The 16,955-nt window shown below is 62.7% G+C and carries 15 protein-coding genes; 7 read left to right on the forward strand and 8 right to left on the reverse strand.

What is annotated here, in order from left to right; all coding sequences use genetic code 11:
- Positions 1-10: 10 nt before the first annotated feature.
- Entirely contained in the window at positions 11-985 is a 975-nt protein-coding gene (locus J5274_RS08210) for an L-threonylcarbamoyladenylate synthase (protein WP_142824163.1), read from the reverse strand.
- A 238-nt stretch (positions 986-1,223) separates the two neighbouring features.
- Here J5274_RS08210 and J5274_RS08215 point away from each other — a divergent pair, with 238 nt between their 5' ends.
- Positions 1,224-1,517, forward strand: a complete 294-nt coding sequence (locus J5274_RS08215; RefSeq protein WP_142824164.1) for a hypothetical protein — start codon at positions 1,224-1,226, stop codon at positions 1,515-1,517.
- A 48-nt stretch (positions 1,518-1,565) separates the two neighbouring features.
- Here the strand turns inward: J5274_RS08215 and pip are convergent, their stop codons facing one another.
- Positions 1,566-2,588: a prolyl aminopeptidase gene (pip, locus tag J5274_RS08220; RefSeq protein WP_224128082.1), complete on the reverse strand. Its 1,023-nt coding sequence runs from the start codon at positions 2,586-2,588 to the stop codon at positions 1,566-1,568.
- 24 nt (positions 2,589-2,612) lie between these two features.
- Positions 2,613-3,221, reverse strand: a complete 609-nt coding sequence (locus tag J5274_RS08225) for a DUF6656 family protein (RefSeq protein WP_142824165.1) — start codon at positions 3,219-3,221, stop codon at positions 2,613-2,615.
- 614 nt (positions 3,222-3,835) lie between these two features.
- Here J5274_RS08225 and J5274_RS08230 point away from each other — a divergent pair.
- Positions 3,836-5,080: an SRPBCC family protein gene (locus tag J5274_RS08230; RefSeq protein ID WP_142824166.1), complete on the forward strand. Its 1,245-nt coding sequence runs from the start codon at positions 3,836-3,838 to the stop codon at positions 5,078-5,080.
- Positions 5,081-5,082: 2 nt separating this feature from the next.
- Complete coding sequence (locus tag J5274_RS08235) at positions 5,083-6,168, forward strand: hybrid-cluster NAD(P)-dependent oxidoreductase (protein ID WP_142824167.1); 1,086 nt, start codon at positions 5,083-5,085, stop codon at positions 6,166-6,168.
- A gap of 12 nt (positions 6,169-6,180) precedes the next feature.
- Here the strand turns inward: J5274_RS08235 and J5274_RS08240 are convergent, their stop codons facing one another.
- Entirely contained in the window at positions 6,181-7,113 is a 933-nt protein-coding gene (locus J5274_RS08240; RefSeq protein WP_142824168.1) for a glycoside hydrolase family 25 protein, read from the reverse strand.
- Between the two features lie 145 nt (positions 7,114-7,258).
- Between J5274_RS08240 and J5274_RS08245 the strand changes: the two genes are divergently transcribed.
- Positions 7,259-7,735: a BA14K family protein gene (locus tag J5274_RS08245; protein WP_142829216.1), complete on the forward strand. Its 477-nt coding sequence runs from the start codon at positions 7,259-7,261 to the stop codon at positions 7,733-7,735.
- Between the two features lie 56 nt (positions 7,736-7,791).
- Here the strand turns inward: J5274_RS08245 and J5274_RS08250 are convergent, their stop codons facing one another.
- Complete coding sequence (locus tag J5274_RS08250) at positions 7,792-8,790, reverse strand: transporter (protein WP_142824170.1); 999 nt, start codon at positions 8,788-8,790, stop codon at positions 7,792-7,794.
- Between the two features lie 136 nt (positions 8,791-8,926).
- Here J5274_RS08250 and J5274_RS08255 point away from each other — a divergent pair, with 136 nt between their 5' ends.
- Together J5274_RS08255 and J5274_RS08260 are read left to right on the forward strand one after the other, a co-directional pair.
- Positions 8,927-10,702, forward strand: coding sequence for an acyl-CoA dehydrogenase (locus J5274_RS08255; protein WP_142824171.1), 1,776 nt, complete (start codon positions 8,927-8,929; stop codon positions 10,700-10,702).
- Between the two features lie 22 nt (positions 10,703-10,724).
- Positions 10,725-11,477 (forward strand): crotonase/enoyl-CoA hydratase family protein, encoded by a 753-nt coding sequence (locus tag J5274_RS08260; protein ID WP_142824172.1) that lies wholly within the window; start codon positions 10,725-10,727, stop codon positions 11,475-11,477.
- 18 nt (positions 11,478-11,495) lie between these two features.
- Here J5274_RS08260 and J5274_RS08265 read toward each other — a convergent pair whose 3' ends face one another.
- Together J5274_RS08265 and J5274_RS08270 are read right to left on the reverse strand one after the other, a co-directional pair.
- Positions 11,496-12,746 (reverse strand): class I SAM-dependent RNA methyltransferase, encoded by a 1,251-nt coding sequence (locus J5274_RS08265; RefSeq protein WP_219274916.1) that lies wholly within the window; start codon positions 12,744-12,746, stop codon positions 11,496-11,498.
- On the reverse strand, positions 12,743-13,498 hold the full coding sequence (locus J5274_RS08270) for a TlyA family RNA methyltransferase (protein WP_142824174.1): 756 nt from the start codon (positions 13,496-13,498) through the stop codon (positions 12,743-12,745). The genes J5274_RS08265 and J5274_RS08270 overlap by 4 nt, the downstream gene beginning before the upstream one ends.
- 431 nt (positions 13,499-13,929) lie before the next feature.
- On the opposite strand from J5274_RS08270, the gene J5274_RS08275 reads away from it, so the two are divergent.
- Positions 13,930-15,930 carry a methyl-accepting chemotaxis protein gene (locus J5274_RS08275; RefSeq protein ID WP_142824175.1) on the forward strand — a complete coding sequence of 667 codons (2,001 nt, stop codon included), beginning with the start codon at positions 13,930-13,932 and terminating at the stop codon, positions 15,928-15,930.
- A 57-nt stretch (positions 15,931-15,987) separates the two neighbouring features.
- Here J5274_RS08275 and J5274_RS08280 read toward each other — a convergent pair whose 3' ends face one another.
- A complete protein-coding gene (locus tag J5274_RS08280; protein WP_142824176.1) occupies positions 15,988-16,878 on the reverse strand; it encodes an AraC family transcriptional regulator in 891 nt (296 codons plus the stop codon).
- Positions 16,879-16,955: the final 77 nt, after the last annotated feature.

The raw sequence follows: 16,955 nt of genomic DNA on the forward strand, positions 1-16,955 counted from the left end.
AAACTCTGGTCTAGTCGCGGGGTGCTGCGGCGCGGCGCAGCCGGTCGTTGATCGCTTCGCCGAGGCCGTCTTGCGGGATGGTGGTGAAAGCCATCCCGATAACGCCGATGGCATCTGCACGTTTCATGAAGTCGAAAAGATTGGCTGCAGCCTCGGTGAGATCGCCGGAGGGGCTGAGGTTGAAAATGACGGACGCTTCCTCCTCGCCAGCCACCGGGTTGCTTCCGAAGCGGATCAGCGCCTCGCCGGCGGTAACCTCGGTGGCGTCCAGCCGGACCATTGCATGCGGCGCGTAGTGGGATGCCATCATGCCGGGGGCCTCTATCGCCGGGCTAGCGCCTTCCTTGCGCGTCAGTGGAATGCCGGCCACGCGCTCTATATCTTCCGCCGCCAGCCCGCCCGGACGCAGCAATCGCATCCCGCCGCTATCGATCTTGACGATCGTCGATTCGACACCGACGTCGCAGGCGCCGCCATCGAGAATGAGCTCGATCTTGCTGCCGAGATCGGACTCGACATGGGCAGCGCTGGTGGCGCTGATCCGGCCGGAGGTGTTGGCACTCGGGGCCGCCAGAGGTCGGTCGAAGGCACGGATAAGGTCGGCGGCGAAGCCATCGGGAACCCGGATGCCCACACTGTCGAGGCCGGCGGTCGCCAGCGCGTGGATGTTGCTTTCCGGTTTCAACGGCAGCACCAGCGTCAGCGGCCCCGGCCAGAACGCTTCTGCCAGCTTGCGCGAGATCGGGTCGAACACCGCGTGCCGCTCCGCCATGGCAAGATCGCTCATGTGGCAGATCAGCGGATTGAAGCTCGGCCGCCCCTTGGTCTGGTAGATACGTGTGATCGCCACCGGATTGGTGGCGTCGGCGGCAAGCCCATAGACGGTCTCGGTCGGCAACGCGACCGGAAACCCGTCCGCAAGCAAGGCCGACGCCCGAAAAATCGCGCCGTCCCTGTCGTGGAAGATGTCGATAATCTCTGCCATGCGCGACCCGTTTCCTGATCGATCTGTCCTTAGGCCTTTCCGGTGGTGGAGGGCAAGTGCCACGAGGTCGCCGGGTCGTTCGAACCGCGACGGTCGCTCTAATCCTGGAACCCTCGCCAACAGCCATCAAGCAAATTTGATAAGGTGAAGCCCAATGCCGCCTTGCTGGTCGCAGCAATGATCCCAGCATGGATTTCACCAGATGCTTGATCCAAGCTGCCTCAGAGGAACAATCACAATGAACCGGCATACAGGCGATTTCGTCGTAACGGGCAATGCCGTCATCCGTAATGAGATCAGCGGCGTCACCTACGTGAAGCCGGGCGCCAACCTGGTTTCACGCGGCAGGCTATCGGGCGGACTGATCATCGAAGCCGGCGGAAACGCCGTCATTTCCGGCGAGGTGGGTCGCAATCTGCTGAATGAGGGAAATCTGGTTCTCAAAGGCCATGTCGCCGGAAAGCTCATCGGGCAACGGCGCTGTTGTGATGCAATCCGGCGCCACCGTAGCCGGCAACGATCTTCCTCCTGAAAATGTCTCCCACGGTTCAGCGGCTTAATCGAGGGCGACAGGCTAGGCTCACCTGCTCGAAGCAAAGGCATCAAGCGCGAGCCGCATTTCCTTTCTCGACATTGGGCCGCCGTGGCCTTCCTGTTCGATAATGAGCAATCTGCTGTTTGGCCAGGCTTGATGCAGCCGCCATGCCGTTACGAGCGGTCCGCTGAAGTCTCGGCGACCGTGGATCAGAACGGCGGGGATATGCTGGATCGAGTCCATCCTTTCAAGAATAGTATCGCCGCCCCGCAGGAAGCCGTCATTTGCCCAGTAATGGGTGACCAGAGTTGCAAAGTTTGCTGCACGTATTTCGTCGAAGCGCCGGGGATGCGGTGCCCAGTTCGGATCGAGGGAGACATGCGTGGACTCCCAGTCGTTCCAGCAACGAGCGGCGGCCCTGCGATCGTCCGCGTCCGATGAAGCAAGCCTGCGTGCGTAGGCGTCGACGGGTCGCTCGGTTCCGGTGCGCCCGGAGGCTCGTTCGAACTGATCCCAGGCTTCCGGGAACAGGCACCCGACACCTTCGGTAATCCAGTCGACTTCTGCGCGGCTCGTCGTCGTGACTGCCATGAGAACAAGCTCGGAAACCCTGGCCGGATGCGACTGCGCATAGGCGAGTGCCAAAGTCGAACCCCAGGAGATCCCCGCGACCAGCCAGCGTTCCACTGCAAGATGGTGCCGCAGCGCCTCGATGTCTCTTATCAAGGCCTGTGTGGTGTTTCCGGAGAGTTCGTTCAGATCGTCGATCGCCAGCGGCCGGCTGCGCCCGCATCCTCTCTGGTCGATACCGATAAGGCAGTATCCTGCGGGATCGAAGAGCTCACGGTAGCTCCCCGAGCCGAGGCCGCTGCCCGGTCCTCCGTGCAGGTAGAGGGCGCACTTTCCGTCGGGGTTTCCCGATTTCTCCCAGTAAATCTCGGTCTTGTCGTCAACCTTCAGCAGGCCGTGGTCCAGCAGATTGCCTATCGGGTCGCTCATGAGGTTGTAGTCCGGGGTCTTGAAGAGGCTTTCCGAGTTCGACGCGGCCTGGGCGGCGCGGTCGCTCACCCAAGGCACCTACGCCGCCGCCGCTCAAAGCTGGCGAATGATGTCGCGGAGTTGTTCGTTGCGGGCGCCAAGCAGCAGGACGTTGCGGATTGCCGTTTGCGGATCGACGGTGCGAAACAATACGCCGTTGCCGCGCACGGCGCGGTTGATGCCAAGAGCCTTGTCATCGCTGCTCTGCATCTGCTCGACAGCGACCGCGAAGTACATGCGTGGATGCCGCTGGTCGATCTTGACGAAGCTGGCCTCACTGTCGTCGATCTCGGCGTAGAAATTGGCGATGTAGAAGGCCCAGCTGACATTCTTGTATTCGGCAAACTGCGTTCGTGACGCCGTCACGTGGCAGTAGCCGAGGTGCGGCCTTTCGGCGAGTGTCCGGTGAAAGACCAGTTTTGGAAATTGGATCGACCTGTGGAAGCCGTTCAGCCGCTCGTGCGTCTTTTCGCCGGCGGCCTGCAGACGGAGTGCGGTGCGCTCGGCGACGGCATCGTAGCTGAGATAGCGCCGGTCTTTTTCCCGCCTGTCCTTTTCGCGCGTGATGCGGCCGGTCCGCAGGAACTCGCTGTGGATGGCAGCCGGGGCTGGCGGCTGGACTGCGGCTTCTGCCTTGGCATCGAAATATCTGAGCTTGGCCATGCTGCGCGCTCGCGGTTCAAAATCGTACCTGCAGGCTACGCTGTCATCGTTAAGAACGCATGAAATCGCCTTCGCTACGGTGCTCCGCCCGCTATCTCCGGCTAAAACGTATTTGCGGCGTGCCAAGCGCCTTTATGTCGCAAACAGGCATTTGCTACCAGGCCGGTTTGAATGCGGAAGCGGTGCGTCTCCGTCCTCTATCCTCCATCGGTCGTAAACGCTTGTTCTGCAATGCATGCAGTCCCCACCGATGCGTATCTCGGGCGGCTTTTCCGCTGTCGTCAATTTCCGTGCTTATGTCGCATAGAAGCCACGTCGTAATCGGGCGCGATGTTTATATGGAGAAAGGTCGCAGGAGACCGTCCGCAAGAAGCGTTTTTCTGGCGGCGCGGTCGAAAACGGCAGGAGGTCGGGGTCGGTAAAACGCCTCTGGTCGCAAGTCCGGAAAGGCGGCATGATGTTTCGTCAGGCGAATCTCGTGCTGGCGCGGTGTTTGAGGCAATGCGTTTTGAAATGGGCCGCAGTCGGCGGTCGAAAGGTCACAGGGCAGGCCGATCTCGGCTCGCTCCTATCATTTTATCCCGCTGGTCGGCGATAGGCACGAGGACATCAGGATGGATATTCGCAACACGATGCTGCGGCAGCTGAAGAACCGCCGCGAGGGATTCAGCCTCGAGCAGCCCTTCTATATCGATCAGGATTATTTCAAGATCGATATGGAGATGATCTATTATCGCGACTGGCTGTTCATGGGTCATGATTGCGAGGTGCCGCGTGCCGGCAACTACATCACCGCCCAGGTCGGCGAATATCCTATCGTCATCGTCCGTGGCCGCGACAAGGTCATCCGCGCTTTCCACAACAGCTGCCGCCATCGCGGCTCGCGCGTCTGCTCATCGGATCGCGGCTCTGCAGCCAAGCTCGTCTGTCCCTACCATCAGTGGACCTACGATCTCGACGGTTCGCTGCAGTTCGCCCGCCAGATGGCCGACAGCTTCGACAAAAGCCAGTACGGCCTGAAGCCTATCCATTGCGAAAGCGTGGCCGGCTATATCTTCATCTCGCTGGCGCAGACCGCACCTGACTTCCAGCCCGTTCGCGACAGCATCGCCCCCTACATGATGCCGCACCGCTTGAGCGAATCCAAGATCGCCTTCCAGAGCACCATCATCGAGAAGGGCAACTGGAAGCTGGTCTGGGAAAACAACCGCGAGTGCTATCACTGCGCCGCCAACCACCCCGAGCTCTGCCGTACCTATCCGGAAGCCCCGACTGCAACCGGCGTCCAGGGCGCCGGCGACGATCCGGTTATCGCTGCCCACTGGGCGCATTGCGAGGCCGGCGGCCTGCCGAGCGAGTTCAAGATGGACCCGACCGGCCAGTTCCGCGTCGCCCGCATGCCGCTGATCGAGGGTGCCGAGAGCTACACCATGTCCGGCCAGCGCGCCGTCAAGAAGCCGCTTTCGGACGACGTCACCATGAGCAACATTGGCACGATGCTGCTGTTCCACTATCCGTCCACCTGGAACCACATGCTGGTGGACCACGCGATCTCCTTCCGCGTGCTGCCGCTCAACGCCGAGGAAACCGCCGTCACAACCAAGTGGCTGGTCCACAAGGATGCGGTCGAGGGCGTCGACTACAATCTCGAGGAACTGACCCACGTCTGGACCGAGACCAACGACCAGGACCGCCGCATCGTCGAGGAAAATGCTTTCGGCATTCACTCCCCGGCCTATGAGCCCGGTCCTTACTCGGAGCTCCATGAAGGTGGCGTCGCACAGTTCGTCGAATGGTACGCCGATTTCATGACGAGCCGGCTGCAGGGCGAGCAGGCCAAGCTTTCGGTCGTGGCCTGAGCATGAGCGTAGCGGGAACAGCGCGTCACCTTCACCTCGACCAGATGCAGCCCTGGAGCGACAGGCAGCACCTGCTCGAATGCCTGTCGGTGACGCCGGAGGCGCCCGATGTGATGACCTTCACGTTCCGCTCCGACAAGGACAACTGGTTCCGCTATCTGCCGGGCCAGTTCGTCACGCTGGAACTGCCGGTCGGGCCGGAGCCGCTAATGCGGACCTACACGCTGTCGTCCACCCCGACGCGGCCGTTTTCGGTCGCCGTCACCGTCAAAGCGCAGAAGGACAGCATCGGCACGCGCTGGATGTTCGACAACCTGAAGCCTGGCATGCGTATCCGCGCCTTCGGGCCGCTCGGCGATTTCACCCATATCCGCCATCCCGGCGAAAAATACCTGTTCATCTCGGCCGGTTCCGGGATCACGCCGATGATGTCGATGACGCGCTACATGAGCGATGTCGCACCGCTTTCCGATATCTCGTTCATCAATTGCGCTCGTGGCCCCTCGGAAATCGTCTTCCGCTCGGAGCTTGAATATCTCGCCCGTTTCATGCCCAACCTCAATCTCGGCTTCATCGTCGAGGAGCGCGGCCAGATGGAGCTGTGGTCCGGCCTGCGCGGCCGCATCGACAAGGCGAAGATCGCGCTGCTTGCCCATGATTTCCTCGACCGCACTGTGTTCTGCTGCGGCCCCGACATGTTCATGAACTTCGTCAGCTCCAGCATCGAGGCTGCCGGCTTCGACATGAGCCGCTACCACCAGGAAAGCTTCCGCCCGGCCTCTGCCGATCTCGAGCCTGAACCGGCCGTGGGCGCGGACGGCGAGGTCGCGACTTCGATCCGCTTCACCATGGCCGGCAAGGATGTGGCCTGCGCGCCCGGCCAGACCATCCTGCAGGCCGCCCGTGGCGCCGGCATCCGCATCGGTGCCGCCTGCGAATCCGGCCTCTGCGGCACGTGCAAGGTGATGAAGCTCTCCGGCGATGTCGAGATGAACCATAATGGCGGCATCCTCGACGACGAGATCGACGAGGGCTACATCCTCGCCTGCTGCTCTCGCCCGAAGACGGACGTCCAGATCGAAGCCTAAGCGCAAAGCTCGTCAGAAATCCTGATAGTTCAGCGCGGTGACCTGCATTTTCGCTGCCGGGCCCGGTGCCGATGCCAGCATCGACGGTGTATCGATGCGCGGCGGCACGAGCTCTCCCTGCGGCCATATCCTTGCCAGCTGCGTCTTGGTCATCGATGCCATGTTCACATCGATATCCGGTAAAGTCCCGGCCACGCGGTACGGGCAGCGGCGCGTGGAGCAATTGTCGGCGGAGGAGAACTGCCACATCGCATAGTCAGTCCAGTTGCCGAGCGGAAACGTGCCTTCGACGTCGGGCTTGTAGCGCGCGTACCAGAGCGGCAGGCGCGACAGGATCTGGTAGTCGCTGCGGTGGTCGGCGATGAATCTCGCGACCACATCGTTGGCATAGAGGATCGGGTAGCGCCCGGTGCGCTCCTTGATATGGATCGCGAAGATCTGGGCGTCGGCCGGCGACATGAACTGTTGCGGATCTAGCCCGTCGATGTCGAGCACCATAAGCTCGTCCGCCTTCGGGTCGGCGTAATCGAGGAAATGGTTTGCCTGGTCGATGGGGTTGCCGGGACGGCCGAGGTGGTAGGCGCCCCACAACATGCCGTTCGATTTGGCGATGAGCCGCCGGGTGCGAAAGAGCTCGCGGCTGACGGCATATTTGCGCCACATCGTCTTGCAGTGACCGACCGTATCGCCGGAATGGTCGCTCGTTTTGCAGGCGTAATCTTCCGGCAATCCATCGGAGGCCTTCGAGACAAAACCACTGATGCGCGTGTCCTGCAGCAGCGCATCCCAGTCGATGCTGTTCAGCTCGTAGGCGTCTATGATGAGCGCGTGTTCGGGATCGTTCCAGGGCTGGCGTTCGCCGGCCAGCGCCAGCCTGTTTTGCGCCGGCAGCGCCAGGATCAGAAGAGAACCGATAATCAGGTTGAGAACTGTTCGCTTTCCCATGGTCTGTCAAGGGTAGGCGCATATGGTTAATGCGCCGTTAAGGGTTGCATGCTGCCCCGGCTGCGGGTGTGTCGGTGGGCTGAATTTGGAACTTTCCGCCCACAAGTTCGTTTATCGACACCAGATTTACGGATTGGAGACGAAAATGTTCAAGATACGTACCAGAGCCGTCACGCTCGCTCTTGCAGCAGCAGTTGCTGTAACGAGTTTTACCCCGTCCTTCGCGCTGCCGATGCCATCCGTATCGGCGGCCCAGCCAGCAGTTTCCGGCGCGGCGTCTTCTGATGTCCAGCAGGTGCAATACTGGCGCCATCGGGGCGGCGGCTACTACAGAGGCGGCTATGGACGCGGTTACTACGGCGGCTATCGCGGATACCATGGATACCGCCACGGCTACCGTTACCACGATGGCTACTGGTTCCCTCTGGCAGCCTTCGGCGCCGGTGCGCTGATCGGCGGCGCTATCGCCAGCGAGCCTCGCACCTACGCGCGCCCCGCGGCTGGCATCAATCCACGCCATTACGAGTGGTGCGCCAACCGCTATCGCTCGTATCGTGGCTACGACAACACCTTCCAGCCGAACCACGGCCCACGCCAGCAGTGCCTGTCGCCGTTTTATTGATAGCCATGTGATCAGACTGCAAAGTGCCCGGTTAACAGCCGGGCATTTTTCATGCGCTACAGAATGCGAACCCGCCTCAGCAGCCACCAGGCGAGCAGGATGGACGCTCCGATGATCGCGACCGCATAGGCAGTCCCGTGCTCGCTGCTGGCAAAGGGCAGGGCGGTTGTGTTCATGCCGAAAAAGCCGGTTACCAGCGTTGGCGGCAAGAGGAAGGCCGTCATCAGCGACAGGATGTAGAGATGCCGGTTCGTCTCCGAGGAGAGCTTCGAATCGATTTCCTCGTGCAGCAGTCGCGCCCGCTCCTGTAGCGCGTATACATCGTGGTCCACAGTCTCCAGCCGCGTCGTCAGCCGCCCCGCCACGTCGTCGAAACCATCGGGCATCTCGTCGTCGTCGGAAGCCGCTGCCCGGCGCATGAGAGACAGGATGGTGCGCAGGTGCCGATGGACGCGGACGATGGTGCGCCGTACCGGAGCCAGCCGCCGCCGCTCGTCGCGAAAAGTGGCATCGTAGACCACGTCTTCGATCTGGTTCATTTCCTCCGTGGTCTCGATGACCAGCGCGATCAGCGTCCGCTGGAACTCGACGACCAGCGCCTCGAAGATATCCAGCGGCCGATGAAAGCGCGCCGGGTTCTTTTCGATGGTGGCGCGCACCCGCTCGACGCTGCGCAAGGGCTGCAGGCGCGTGGTGATGATGAAGCGCTCGGAGATGGCAAAGTGCAGCCAGCCGATGTCGCGCGTATCCTGGTCGAAATCGAGCTGGAAATCCACCAGCGTGCCGAAGATCACCTTCTCGTCGACGGTGATGGTCGCGTGCGTATCATGCGTCGTCAGGGCTTGACGCATATCGTCGGTAAGGCCAGGGAAGTCTTCCAGAAACGCAGCGACACGGGCATCGACGAGATTGAGATGCAGCCAGACGAAGCCCTCCAGCGACATGAGGGCAGAGCGTTCGATGGTGTCGGGGAGGCGCTCGGATTGACCTCTATCGGGCGAAAGGTGGTGTGCCCAGACAAAGCCCGGGATGGTCGGATTGAATATTGTCGTCATGCTGCATCGCCGTTTAAGGTAAACATGTGCATAGGCCCTGCTTGTGACAGCTTCTTAGCAGCTGCGCGACCCACCTGCAGGAAAAAACGCCGGCCGGAGGTGGTCGGCAGCATCGGCATGATCGGGAGGAGACCGAATGTACAAGGCGCCTGTCGCGGAAATCGCGTTCACGCTTCGCCACGTGGCCGGGCTGGACCAGGCCATCGAAATTGGCTCGGTCGGTGATCTCAGTGCCGATCTCGCCGACGCCATCCTTGAGGAGGCAGCCCGCTTCACCGACAACGAAATCGTACCGTTGGCGGCCATCGGCGACACCGAGGGCGCGCGACTGGTCGACGGCGTAGTCGTTCTCCCCAAAGGCTGGCCGAAACTCTATCGCGACTGGGCGGCCGGCGGCTGGAACGGCCTGACGGCATCGCCGGAATTCGGCGGTCAGGGTCTGCCGCAAATGCTGAATGTCGCCACGCTGGAAATGTGGAACGGCGCATCGATGGCCTTCGGCCTGGCGCCGACGCTGACGATGGGCGCCATCGAGGCCCTGTCGGCCCATGGCAGTCCGGCGTTGAAGGATCGTTATCTCGCCCGCATGATCTCCGGCGAATGGACCGGCACCATGAACCTGACGGAGCCGCACGCCGGCTCCGACGTCGGGGCGCTGACCAGCCGTGCAGAACGCCACGAGGACGGCAGCTACCGCATTTTCGGCCAGAAGATCTACATCACCTGGGGCGATCACGACGCCGCCGACAACATCATCCATCTGGTACTCGCCCGGTTGCCCGATGCTCCCCCGGGCACGCGGGGCATATCACTGTTCCTGGTGCCGAAGTTCCTCGTCGGGGCGGACGGGTCGCTCGGTGCCCGCAACGATCTCTTCTGCCACTCGCTAGAGCACAAGCTCGGCATCCATGGCTCGCCGACCTGCACCATGATCTACGGCGATGGCAGGTTAGGCGAGACGCCCGGCGCCATCGGCTGGCTGGTCGGCGAGGAAAACCGGGGTCTCGCCTGCATGTTCACGATGATGAACAATGCGCGGCTCGCCGTCGCCATGCAGGGGGTCGGTGTCTGCGAAGCCGCCACGCAAAAGGCCGTCGCCTATGCCCGCGAGCGCCGGCAGGGGCGGGCGGCGGGACATCATGGTGGATCGATGAGCCCGATCGTCGATCATCCCGATGTCGCCCGCATGCTGCTGACGATGAAGGCGCTGACACAGGGTGCCCGCGCCATCACTTACGCCTGCGCCCACGCGATCGATCTTTCCCATGCAGGCATGGACACAAACCATTGGCGATCCCGTGCCGCGCTGCTCACCCCCATCGCCAAGGCCTTTGCCACCGATTGCGGCGTCGACGTCGCCTCGCTCGGCATCCAGGTGCATGGCGGCATGGGGTATATCGAGGAGACCGGTGCCGCGAGGCTTTGGCGCGACGCCCGTATCGCGCCGATCTATGAGGGCACCAACGGCATTCAGGCGATCGACCTCGTCACCCGCAAGCTGCCGCTGGACGGCGGCCAGGCTGTGCGCGGCTTGATCGGCGAACTGCAGGCGATTTGCGAGCGTGTCGCGGCCTCTGGATTGCCGCTCTTCGGGGCGACGGCGGACAGGTTGCGAATGGCGATTGCGGATATCGAGGCCGCAACCGAATGGCTGTTGTCAGCGCAGGCCGGCAACCGCATCGAGGAGGCGCTTGCCGGCGCGACACCCTATCTGCGGTTGTTCGGGCTGGTACTATCAGGCTGCTATCTCGCCAAGGGAGGGATGGCCGTGGCCGACGACGGGGAGGGTGAGGCGCGCATCGCACTTTGCCGCTTTGCTGCAAAAAACCTGCTCCCTGAGACCGCAGCGTTGAAAGACCAGGTGATGCGCGGTGCTGACAGCCTCATTGCCGCGCGCGCCCTGCTGACATGACCTGTTAAATGAGGAGCCATTCATGACGGACCATATCCTGATCGAAACCCCGGAAGCCATGCCGGATGTCCGGGTGCTCCGCTTCAACCGGCCGGAAAAGAAGAATGCCATCACCCGCGCCATGTATGCTGCCATGACCGAGGCCCTGCAGGTGGCGAGCGCGGAGGCAAGCGTTCACGTCGTCGTCTTCCTTGGGCAACCCGGATGTTTTTCCGCCGGCAACGACATGTCCGACTTTCTGGCCTTTGCCATGGGGGGAGCGATGGGCACGGAGGTGCTCGATTTCCTCAACGCGCTCGCCGGCTTCGACAAGCCGCTGGTCTCCGGCGTCGATGGCATGGCCATCGGCATCGGCACGACAATCCATATGCACTGCGACCTGACGCTGGCGTCCGGACGCAGCATGTTTCGTACGCCCTTCGTCGATCTGGCGCTGGTGCCGGAGGCAGCCTCCAGCCTCATCGCGCCACGGCTGATGGGATACCAGCACGCCTTCGCGCTGCTGGCCGCCGGAGAACCGCTAACGGCGGAAGAGGCACGGCGCGACGGGTTGATCTGGAAGGTCACAACAGAGGAAGCTCTCGAGGAGGAGACACTGGCGGTCGCGGCAAAACTGGCCGCCAAGCCGCCCGGCGCCCTGAAAATCGCCCGCGACCTGCTGCGCGGCCATCAACAGGATATCACGGCGCGGATCGCCGAGGAGGCGGGCTATTTTGAAGCGCAACTGCGCACCGCAGAAGCCCGAGCCGCGTTCGAAGGCTTCTTCAAACGCTGAGCCAGGACGAAATCTCGCTTACTTCTCGAGCGAGACCACCACTTCGACGTGGGATGTCCAGAGGAACTGGTCGATCGGTGTTACCTTGGTGATGCGATAGCCGGCCTCGACGAGAATGGCGAGGTCGCGCGCCAGGGTCAGCGGATTGCAGGAGACCGCGACGATCTTCTTGACCGCCGAGCGCGCCAGTTCCTTGACCTGCGCTTCGGCGCCCGCGCGCGGCGGATCGAAGACGACGGCGTCGATATATTTGAACTCCTCCGTCATCAGCGGCCGGCGGAAAAGGTCGCGACGCTCCGTGCTGACGGGCTTCAGACCCTGCGTGGTGCGGGCGGCAAGATCGAGGGCCGCCAGCGCCTTGCCGTCGGATTCGGCGGCATGGACGCGACCGAGACGGGCAAGCCTCAGCGCAAAGGTGCCGGAGCCGGCGAACAGATCGACGATGCGCTTGGCCTTGCCGATATGGGCGACAACCAGATCGGCCATCACGTCTTCGGCTTGCTTGGTCGCCTGGGTAAAGGCACCGGGCGGTGGCGAGACCTGCACGCCGCTGAAATCGATCATCGGCTTGGTCTTCTCGAGGATGATTTCGTCGTTCAGCGAAATGCGGGCGATGCCGCGAAGCGACAGGATGGTTTCGATGGCGGCGCGACGCTGTTCGTCCGAGAGCGCCTTGATGCCGTCGACGGCGATGTCGAGGCCGGCCAGCGTTTCCAGCACGCTGATGCGGAAAGCTTCTGCGTTGATCGACAGCGCCTTTGCCACCATGCGGATCGCCGGCAGCTTGCCGACGATATCCGGTGACGAGATGGGACATTCCTCGATGGCGACGATGTGATGGCTGTCCGCCTGGTTGAAGCCGATCAGCACGTCCTTCTCGGTGCGGCGTGCGGCAAACACCACGCGCCGGCGCTGGCCCGGATGGGCCGCCACCAGGTCGTCGACGTCAGGCGTCAGTCCCTTCGACTTCAACGCGTCGATTACCAGCTGCCGCTTGAACGCCCGGTAAGGCACATCGGCGTAATGTTGCAGCGTGCAGCCGCCGCAGGTGCCGTTGACGCCATCGGGACCGAAGTGCCGGCACGGCGGCTCCTGCCGGTCGGGCGACGCCTTGAGGATGGACATCAACGTACCCTTGTCCTTGATCCGGGCAATCGCGACGCTCTCGCCAGGCAGGGTGAAGGGCACGAAGATCGGGCCGTTGGCATCATGGGCGATACCATCGCCCTGGCCGCCAAGCTTGTTGATGGTAACTGTTTCGGCGCTCATGGCTTGCGTCCCGCCAATAGGAATTCATGGTTTCCGTCGCCGCCGGCAATCGGCGAGGGGATAAGGCCAAGCGTTTCCCAGCCCATTTCGTCGACCAGCCAGCGCTCGAGGTCGGCAGCCACGTCGGGCGCCGTTTCCGGTAGTTTCAACAGGCCGGCCTTGCTGACGGCTTCGCGGCCGGCCTCGAACTGCGGCTTGACCAGCAGCACGCAGAAGGCGCCGGCTTCGGCAAGCTCGAGGGCCGGCACCAGCGCCAGCTTCAGCGAGATGAACGACACATCGGAGACGATGAAGGTGATGGCGCGGTTGTCGATATCGTCCGATGTCAGGTAGCGGGCGTTGAGGCCCTCGATGCTGGTGACACGCTCGTCGCCGGCGACGCGCGGATGGATCTGGCCATGGCCGACATCGATGGAGGTGACATGTGCGGCGCCGCGCTGCAGCAGTACTTCGGTAAAGCCGCCGGCGGATGCGCCGACGTCCAGACAGTCGTGACCGGCCGGATCGAGCTTGAAATGGTCGAGCGCCGCGACCAGCTTCAGCGCCGCGCGCGAAACGTAGTCCTGTGCGGGATCGTCGATTTCGAGCACGACATCGTCGGCAAAGGTCATGCTTGCCTTGGTGATGACCTTGCCGTCGACCTTGACGGTGCCACGCTGGATGGCGTCACGGGCGCGGGATCGGCTAGCCACGAGGCCTCGCGACAGGACAAGCTGATCGAGGCGGTACTGGGGAGGAAATTGTTCTGACATGGCCTGTCCATGACCGCCAATGCCATCAGTTGCAAGCTTTTTATATGTCTCAAGCCGATCTCCGCCTGTTTCCAACGCCTGCCGGCCCGGAATCCGCCTGCGTCATCAGCTGCCCGCCAACGAAACAGGCACTGGCATCACGAAGTCCCGGCGACGACCTCCCCGATGACCGCGACGGTCTTAATGTCTGCCGGAATGCTTGGGGATCGTGCTTCGGTGCGCAACCATCGCGCTATCGAAGTTAAACGATTGGAAAGCTATGAGCGCTAACGTTGCGGCCATTGCGATGGCCCCTCGAGGGCCAAGCCCGCCATGATGGCATCTGCCAGGTCGCGCCTATCCGATCATGTTTCATCAATTTGACCTCTCGCTGCGTTCCATGGCGCCGCGAGGGATGTTCTCTGAGGACAGCGCTCAGGAGGCGCTTGGCGATGTCTGCTAAAAATCTTTCTCTGAATGGCAAGCTGGCGATTACGTTCGTCGCGCTCATTCTGCTTTTCGTTTCCGTCTCGGCCTTCGTCTATTCGAAGGCACGCGTCTCGGCGGCAGCCGCCACCGAACAGGCGCAGTCACAGAAATTCGTCAACCTCGTCGATGACTCCCTGCAGGCCATGCTGGAGCAGGCGGTCAATCTGCGCGGCTTCCTGCTGTTCCGCAGCAACAGCACCTATGGCGATCTCTTCGCCAACCGCGACCGCATGCTGAAGAGCATCACGGCTGCAAAGGACGTCGCCGGCGGCCATGCCGATATGCAACAGGCCCTCGATACCATGCAGAAGACGGCCGATCTCTATTTCCACCAGCTGGCCGAGCCACAGGCGAAGGCCCGCAAGGAAACCGAGATGCCGGTCGACCAGATCGTCAAGATCGGTGTCAATGAAGCCAAGGGCCAGCTGGACGGTTTCCGCGATGCCGCAGCCAAGGTCAAGCAGATCGCCCGCAGCCAGGCCGATGTGCTGGCCGCGACGCAGGCCAAAGCCAACAGCGACCTGAGCTGGACGCTCATCCTCGGCGGTATCGTTGCTTCGCTCGCTGCCGCCATCCTCGCCTTTCTCCTGTCGCGCACCATCGTCAAGCCCATCGTTGGCATGACAGCGGCCATGGGTCGGCTGGCCGGCGGCGACAACAACGTCGAGGTTCCTGGCTCGGGACGCGGCGACGAGGTCGGCCGCATGGCCGAAGCCGTGCTGGTGTTCAAGGACGCCGCAATCGAGAAACTGCGTCTTGCCGGTGAAACCGAGCGCATGCGCAGCGACGCCGAGCGACGCCGCCACATGGACGACGACCAGAAGGCCCGCGAAGAGGCAGAACTGCGTTTCGCCATGGACGCGCTGGCCGCCGGCCTGTCGACATTGGCAAGCGGCGATGTCGCTGCCCGCCTCGAGCAGGTCTTCGCCCCGCAATTCGACAGCGTCCGCATCGACTTCAACAATGCCGCTGAAAAGCTCGACGTGACGCTGCAGTCCGTCGGCGACAATGCCTCGGCCATCAGTGCCGGTGCCGACGAGATCCGTACTGCCGCCGACGATCTTGCGCGCCGTACCGAACAGCAGGCAGCATCGGTGGAGGAAACGGCCGCAGCCCTCGAGCAGGTGGTGACAACCGTGCGCGACTCCGCCAAGCGCGCCGAAGACGTCGGTCATCTCGTCGAGCGCGCCCGCCTTGGCGCCGAGCGCTCCGGCGACGTCGTCCGCAAGGCGGTTTCGGCGATGCACGAGATCGAAAAATCATCGGGCGAAATCAGCAACATCATCAGCGTCATCGATGACATTGCCTTCCAGACCAACCTTCTGGCTCTCAACGCCGGTGTCGAAGCTGCGCGTGCCGGCGAGGCGGGCAAAGGCTTTGCCGTCGTCGCCCAGGAAGTCCGCGAACTCGCCCAGCGCTCGGCAAAAGCTGCCAAGGAGATCAAGGCGCTGATCAACACGTCGGGTACGCAGGTCAATGCCGGCGTGGCGCTCGTCGGTGAAACCGGCAAGGCACTGGAGGCGATCGTTTCCGAGGTCCGCGAGATCAACCAGAACATCGCCGCGATCGTCATCTCGACCCGCGAACAGTCGACCGGCCTTCAGGAGATCAACCTCGCCGTCAACGCCATGGACCAGGGCACCCAGCAGAACGCGGCCATGGTCGAGGAGCAGACGGCTGCAAGCCATTCGCTCGCAAGCGAAGCCAGCGCCCTCGACGACCTCCTCCGCCAGTTCAGGCTAAGCAAGGGCCGCCACCCACAGATATCGAAGCCCGCCGCCTTCGCTCCGAAGCCTGCGACGGCGCCCAGGCCCGCTGCGTCCAGAATTAGCGCCGCCACAGACCGCACCCGCGCGGTAACCTCGCCGGCACGAGCCCTTGGGCAGACGCTCGCGAAAGCCCTCAGCGGCGGCAAGCCATCCACCGCCAGCGCCCCGGCTCAGGAAAACTGGGAAGAATTCTGAGAACTGGCTGATAAATCCGAGTTCAACGAAAAGGGCGGTGCAGCAGCATCGCCCTTTCTAGTTTGGCGCGGCGGGTGTGGCGGTGCTACGCATCCGTGCCACGTCGCGCCGGGGCGTCTCCCGGTGGGTGCGGCGATAATCGCGGCTGAATTGGGAAGGGCTGTCGTAGCCCACCCGAAAGCCAGCTTCGGCCGCTGTCAGTCCTTCGATCATCATCAGCCGCCGTGCCTCCTGAAGACGGATCTGCGTCCGGAACTGCAGCGGGCTCATCTCCGTCGTCGTTCGAAAATGCTCGTAGAATGACGACGGGCTCATGCCGGCGATATTGGCGAGATCCTGGATTGCAAACGGTGCTTGAAAGTTCCGGCAGATATAGTCGATGGCGCGGCCGATCTGGTTGAGGCGGCTTTCGCCATTGGCAATCTGCCGCAGCATGGCGCCCTGCGGCCCGCCGAGCAGGCGATAGAGGATTTCCCGTTCGACGAGCGGTGCCAGCGCCGCCGCATCCTCCGGTTCGTCCAGCAGCATCAGCATCCGCGCAACAGCATCGATGAGCTTCGGCGTCGTGGCGCTGAGGCGGGCTGCCGGGGCGTTGTCGACGCGCGTGGGGGTTGTCGACACCATCTCCGCGAGAATACCGGCGTCGAACTCGAGCTTGAAGCAGAGATACGGTTCGCAGGCGCTTGCCTCGATCACGGCGCCGATGACGGGCAGGTCGATGCCGACGACCAGATAATGAGCCGCGTCGTAGACAAGACTGGTCTCGCCGATCACGGCCCGCTTGCGACCTTGGGCAACGATGCAGCAGGAGGGCCGATAGAGTGTGTGGACGGGCTCCGTTTCGGCCGAACAGCGGATCAGCCCGACGCGGGGGATGGCGGTATCGTAGCTGCCGTCTTCCGGTGCGTGGCGGTTGATCAATCCTGCGAGTTCGGCAATGGTTTCCATAGTCGCACTATGTCCCGGCGAAAGCTTGTTGCCAAGACCAAGGGGGCGCTTTCGGAGGATCGTGCAAGAAATTCGGA

The organism is Rhizobium sp. L51/94 (assembly GCF_019355555.1).
Taxonomy (GTDB): Bacteria; Pseudomonadota; Alphaproteobacteria; order Rhizobiales; family Rhizobiaceae; genus Rhizobium; species Rhizobium rhododendri.

What these genes read in the sequence shown, in the direction of transcription:
- J5274_RS08235 (WP_142824167.1), top strand. Translation starts at nt 5,083, where the DNA reads ATGAGCGTAGCGGGAACAGCGCGTCACCTTCACCTCGACCAGATGCAG.
- J5274_RS08230 (WP_142824166.1), top strand. Translation starts at nt 3,836, where the DNA reads ATGGATATTCGCAACACGATGCTGCGGCAGCTGAAGAACCGCCGCGAG.
- J5274_RS08210 (WP_142824163.1), bottom strand. Translation starts at nt 985, where the DNA reads ATGGCAGAGATTATCGACATCTTCCACGACAGGGACGGCGCGATTTTT.
- J5274_RS08250 (WP_142824170.1), bottom strand. Translation starts at nt 8,790, where the DNA reads ATGACGACAATATTCAATCCGACCATCCCGGGCTTTGTCTGGGCACAC.
- J5274_RS08255 (WP_142824171.1), top strand. Translation starts at nt 8,927, where the DNA reads ATGTACAAGGCGCCTGTCGCGGAAATCGCGTTCACGCTTCGCCACGTG.
- J5274_RS08215 (WP_142824164.1), top strand. Translation starts at nt 1,224, where the DNA reads ATGAACCGGCATACAGGCGATTTCGTCGTAACGGGCAATGCCGTCATC.
- J5274_RS08265 (WP_219274916.1), bottom strand. Translation starts at nt 12,746, where the DNA reads ATGAGCGCCGAAACAGTTACCATCAACAAGCTTGGCGGCCAGGGCGAT.
- J5274_RS08275 (WP_142824175.1), top strand. Translation starts at nt 13,930, where the DNA reads ATGTCTGCTAAAAATCTTTCTCTGAATGGCAAGCTGGCGATTACGTTC.
- J5274_RS08280 (WP_142824176.1), bottom strand. Translation starts at nt 16,878, where the DNA reads ATGGAAACCATTGCCGAACTCGCAGGATTGATCAACCGCCACGCACCG.
- J5274_RS08240 (WP_142824168.1), bottom strand. Translation starts at nt 7,113, where the DNA reads ATGGGAAAGCGAACAGTTCTCAACCTGATTATCGGTTCTCTTCTGATC.
- J5274_RS08270 (WP_142824174.1), bottom strand. Translation starts at nt 13,498, where the DNA reads ATGTCAGAACAATTTCCTCCCCAGTACCGCCTCGATCAGCTTGTCCTG.
- J5274_RS08260 (WP_142824172.1), top strand. Translation starts at nt 10,725, where the DNA reads ATGACGGACCATATCCTGATCGAAACCCCGGAAGCCATGCCGGATGTC.
- J5274_RS08245 (WP_142829216.1), top strand. Translation starts at nt 7,259, where the DNA reads ATGTTCAAGATACGTACCAGAGCCGTCACGCTCGCTCTTGCAGCAGCA.
- J5274_RS08225 (WP_142824165.1), bottom strand. Translation starts at nt 3,221, where the DNA reads ATGGCCAAGCTCAGATATTTCGATGCCAAGGCAGAAGCCGCAGTCCAG.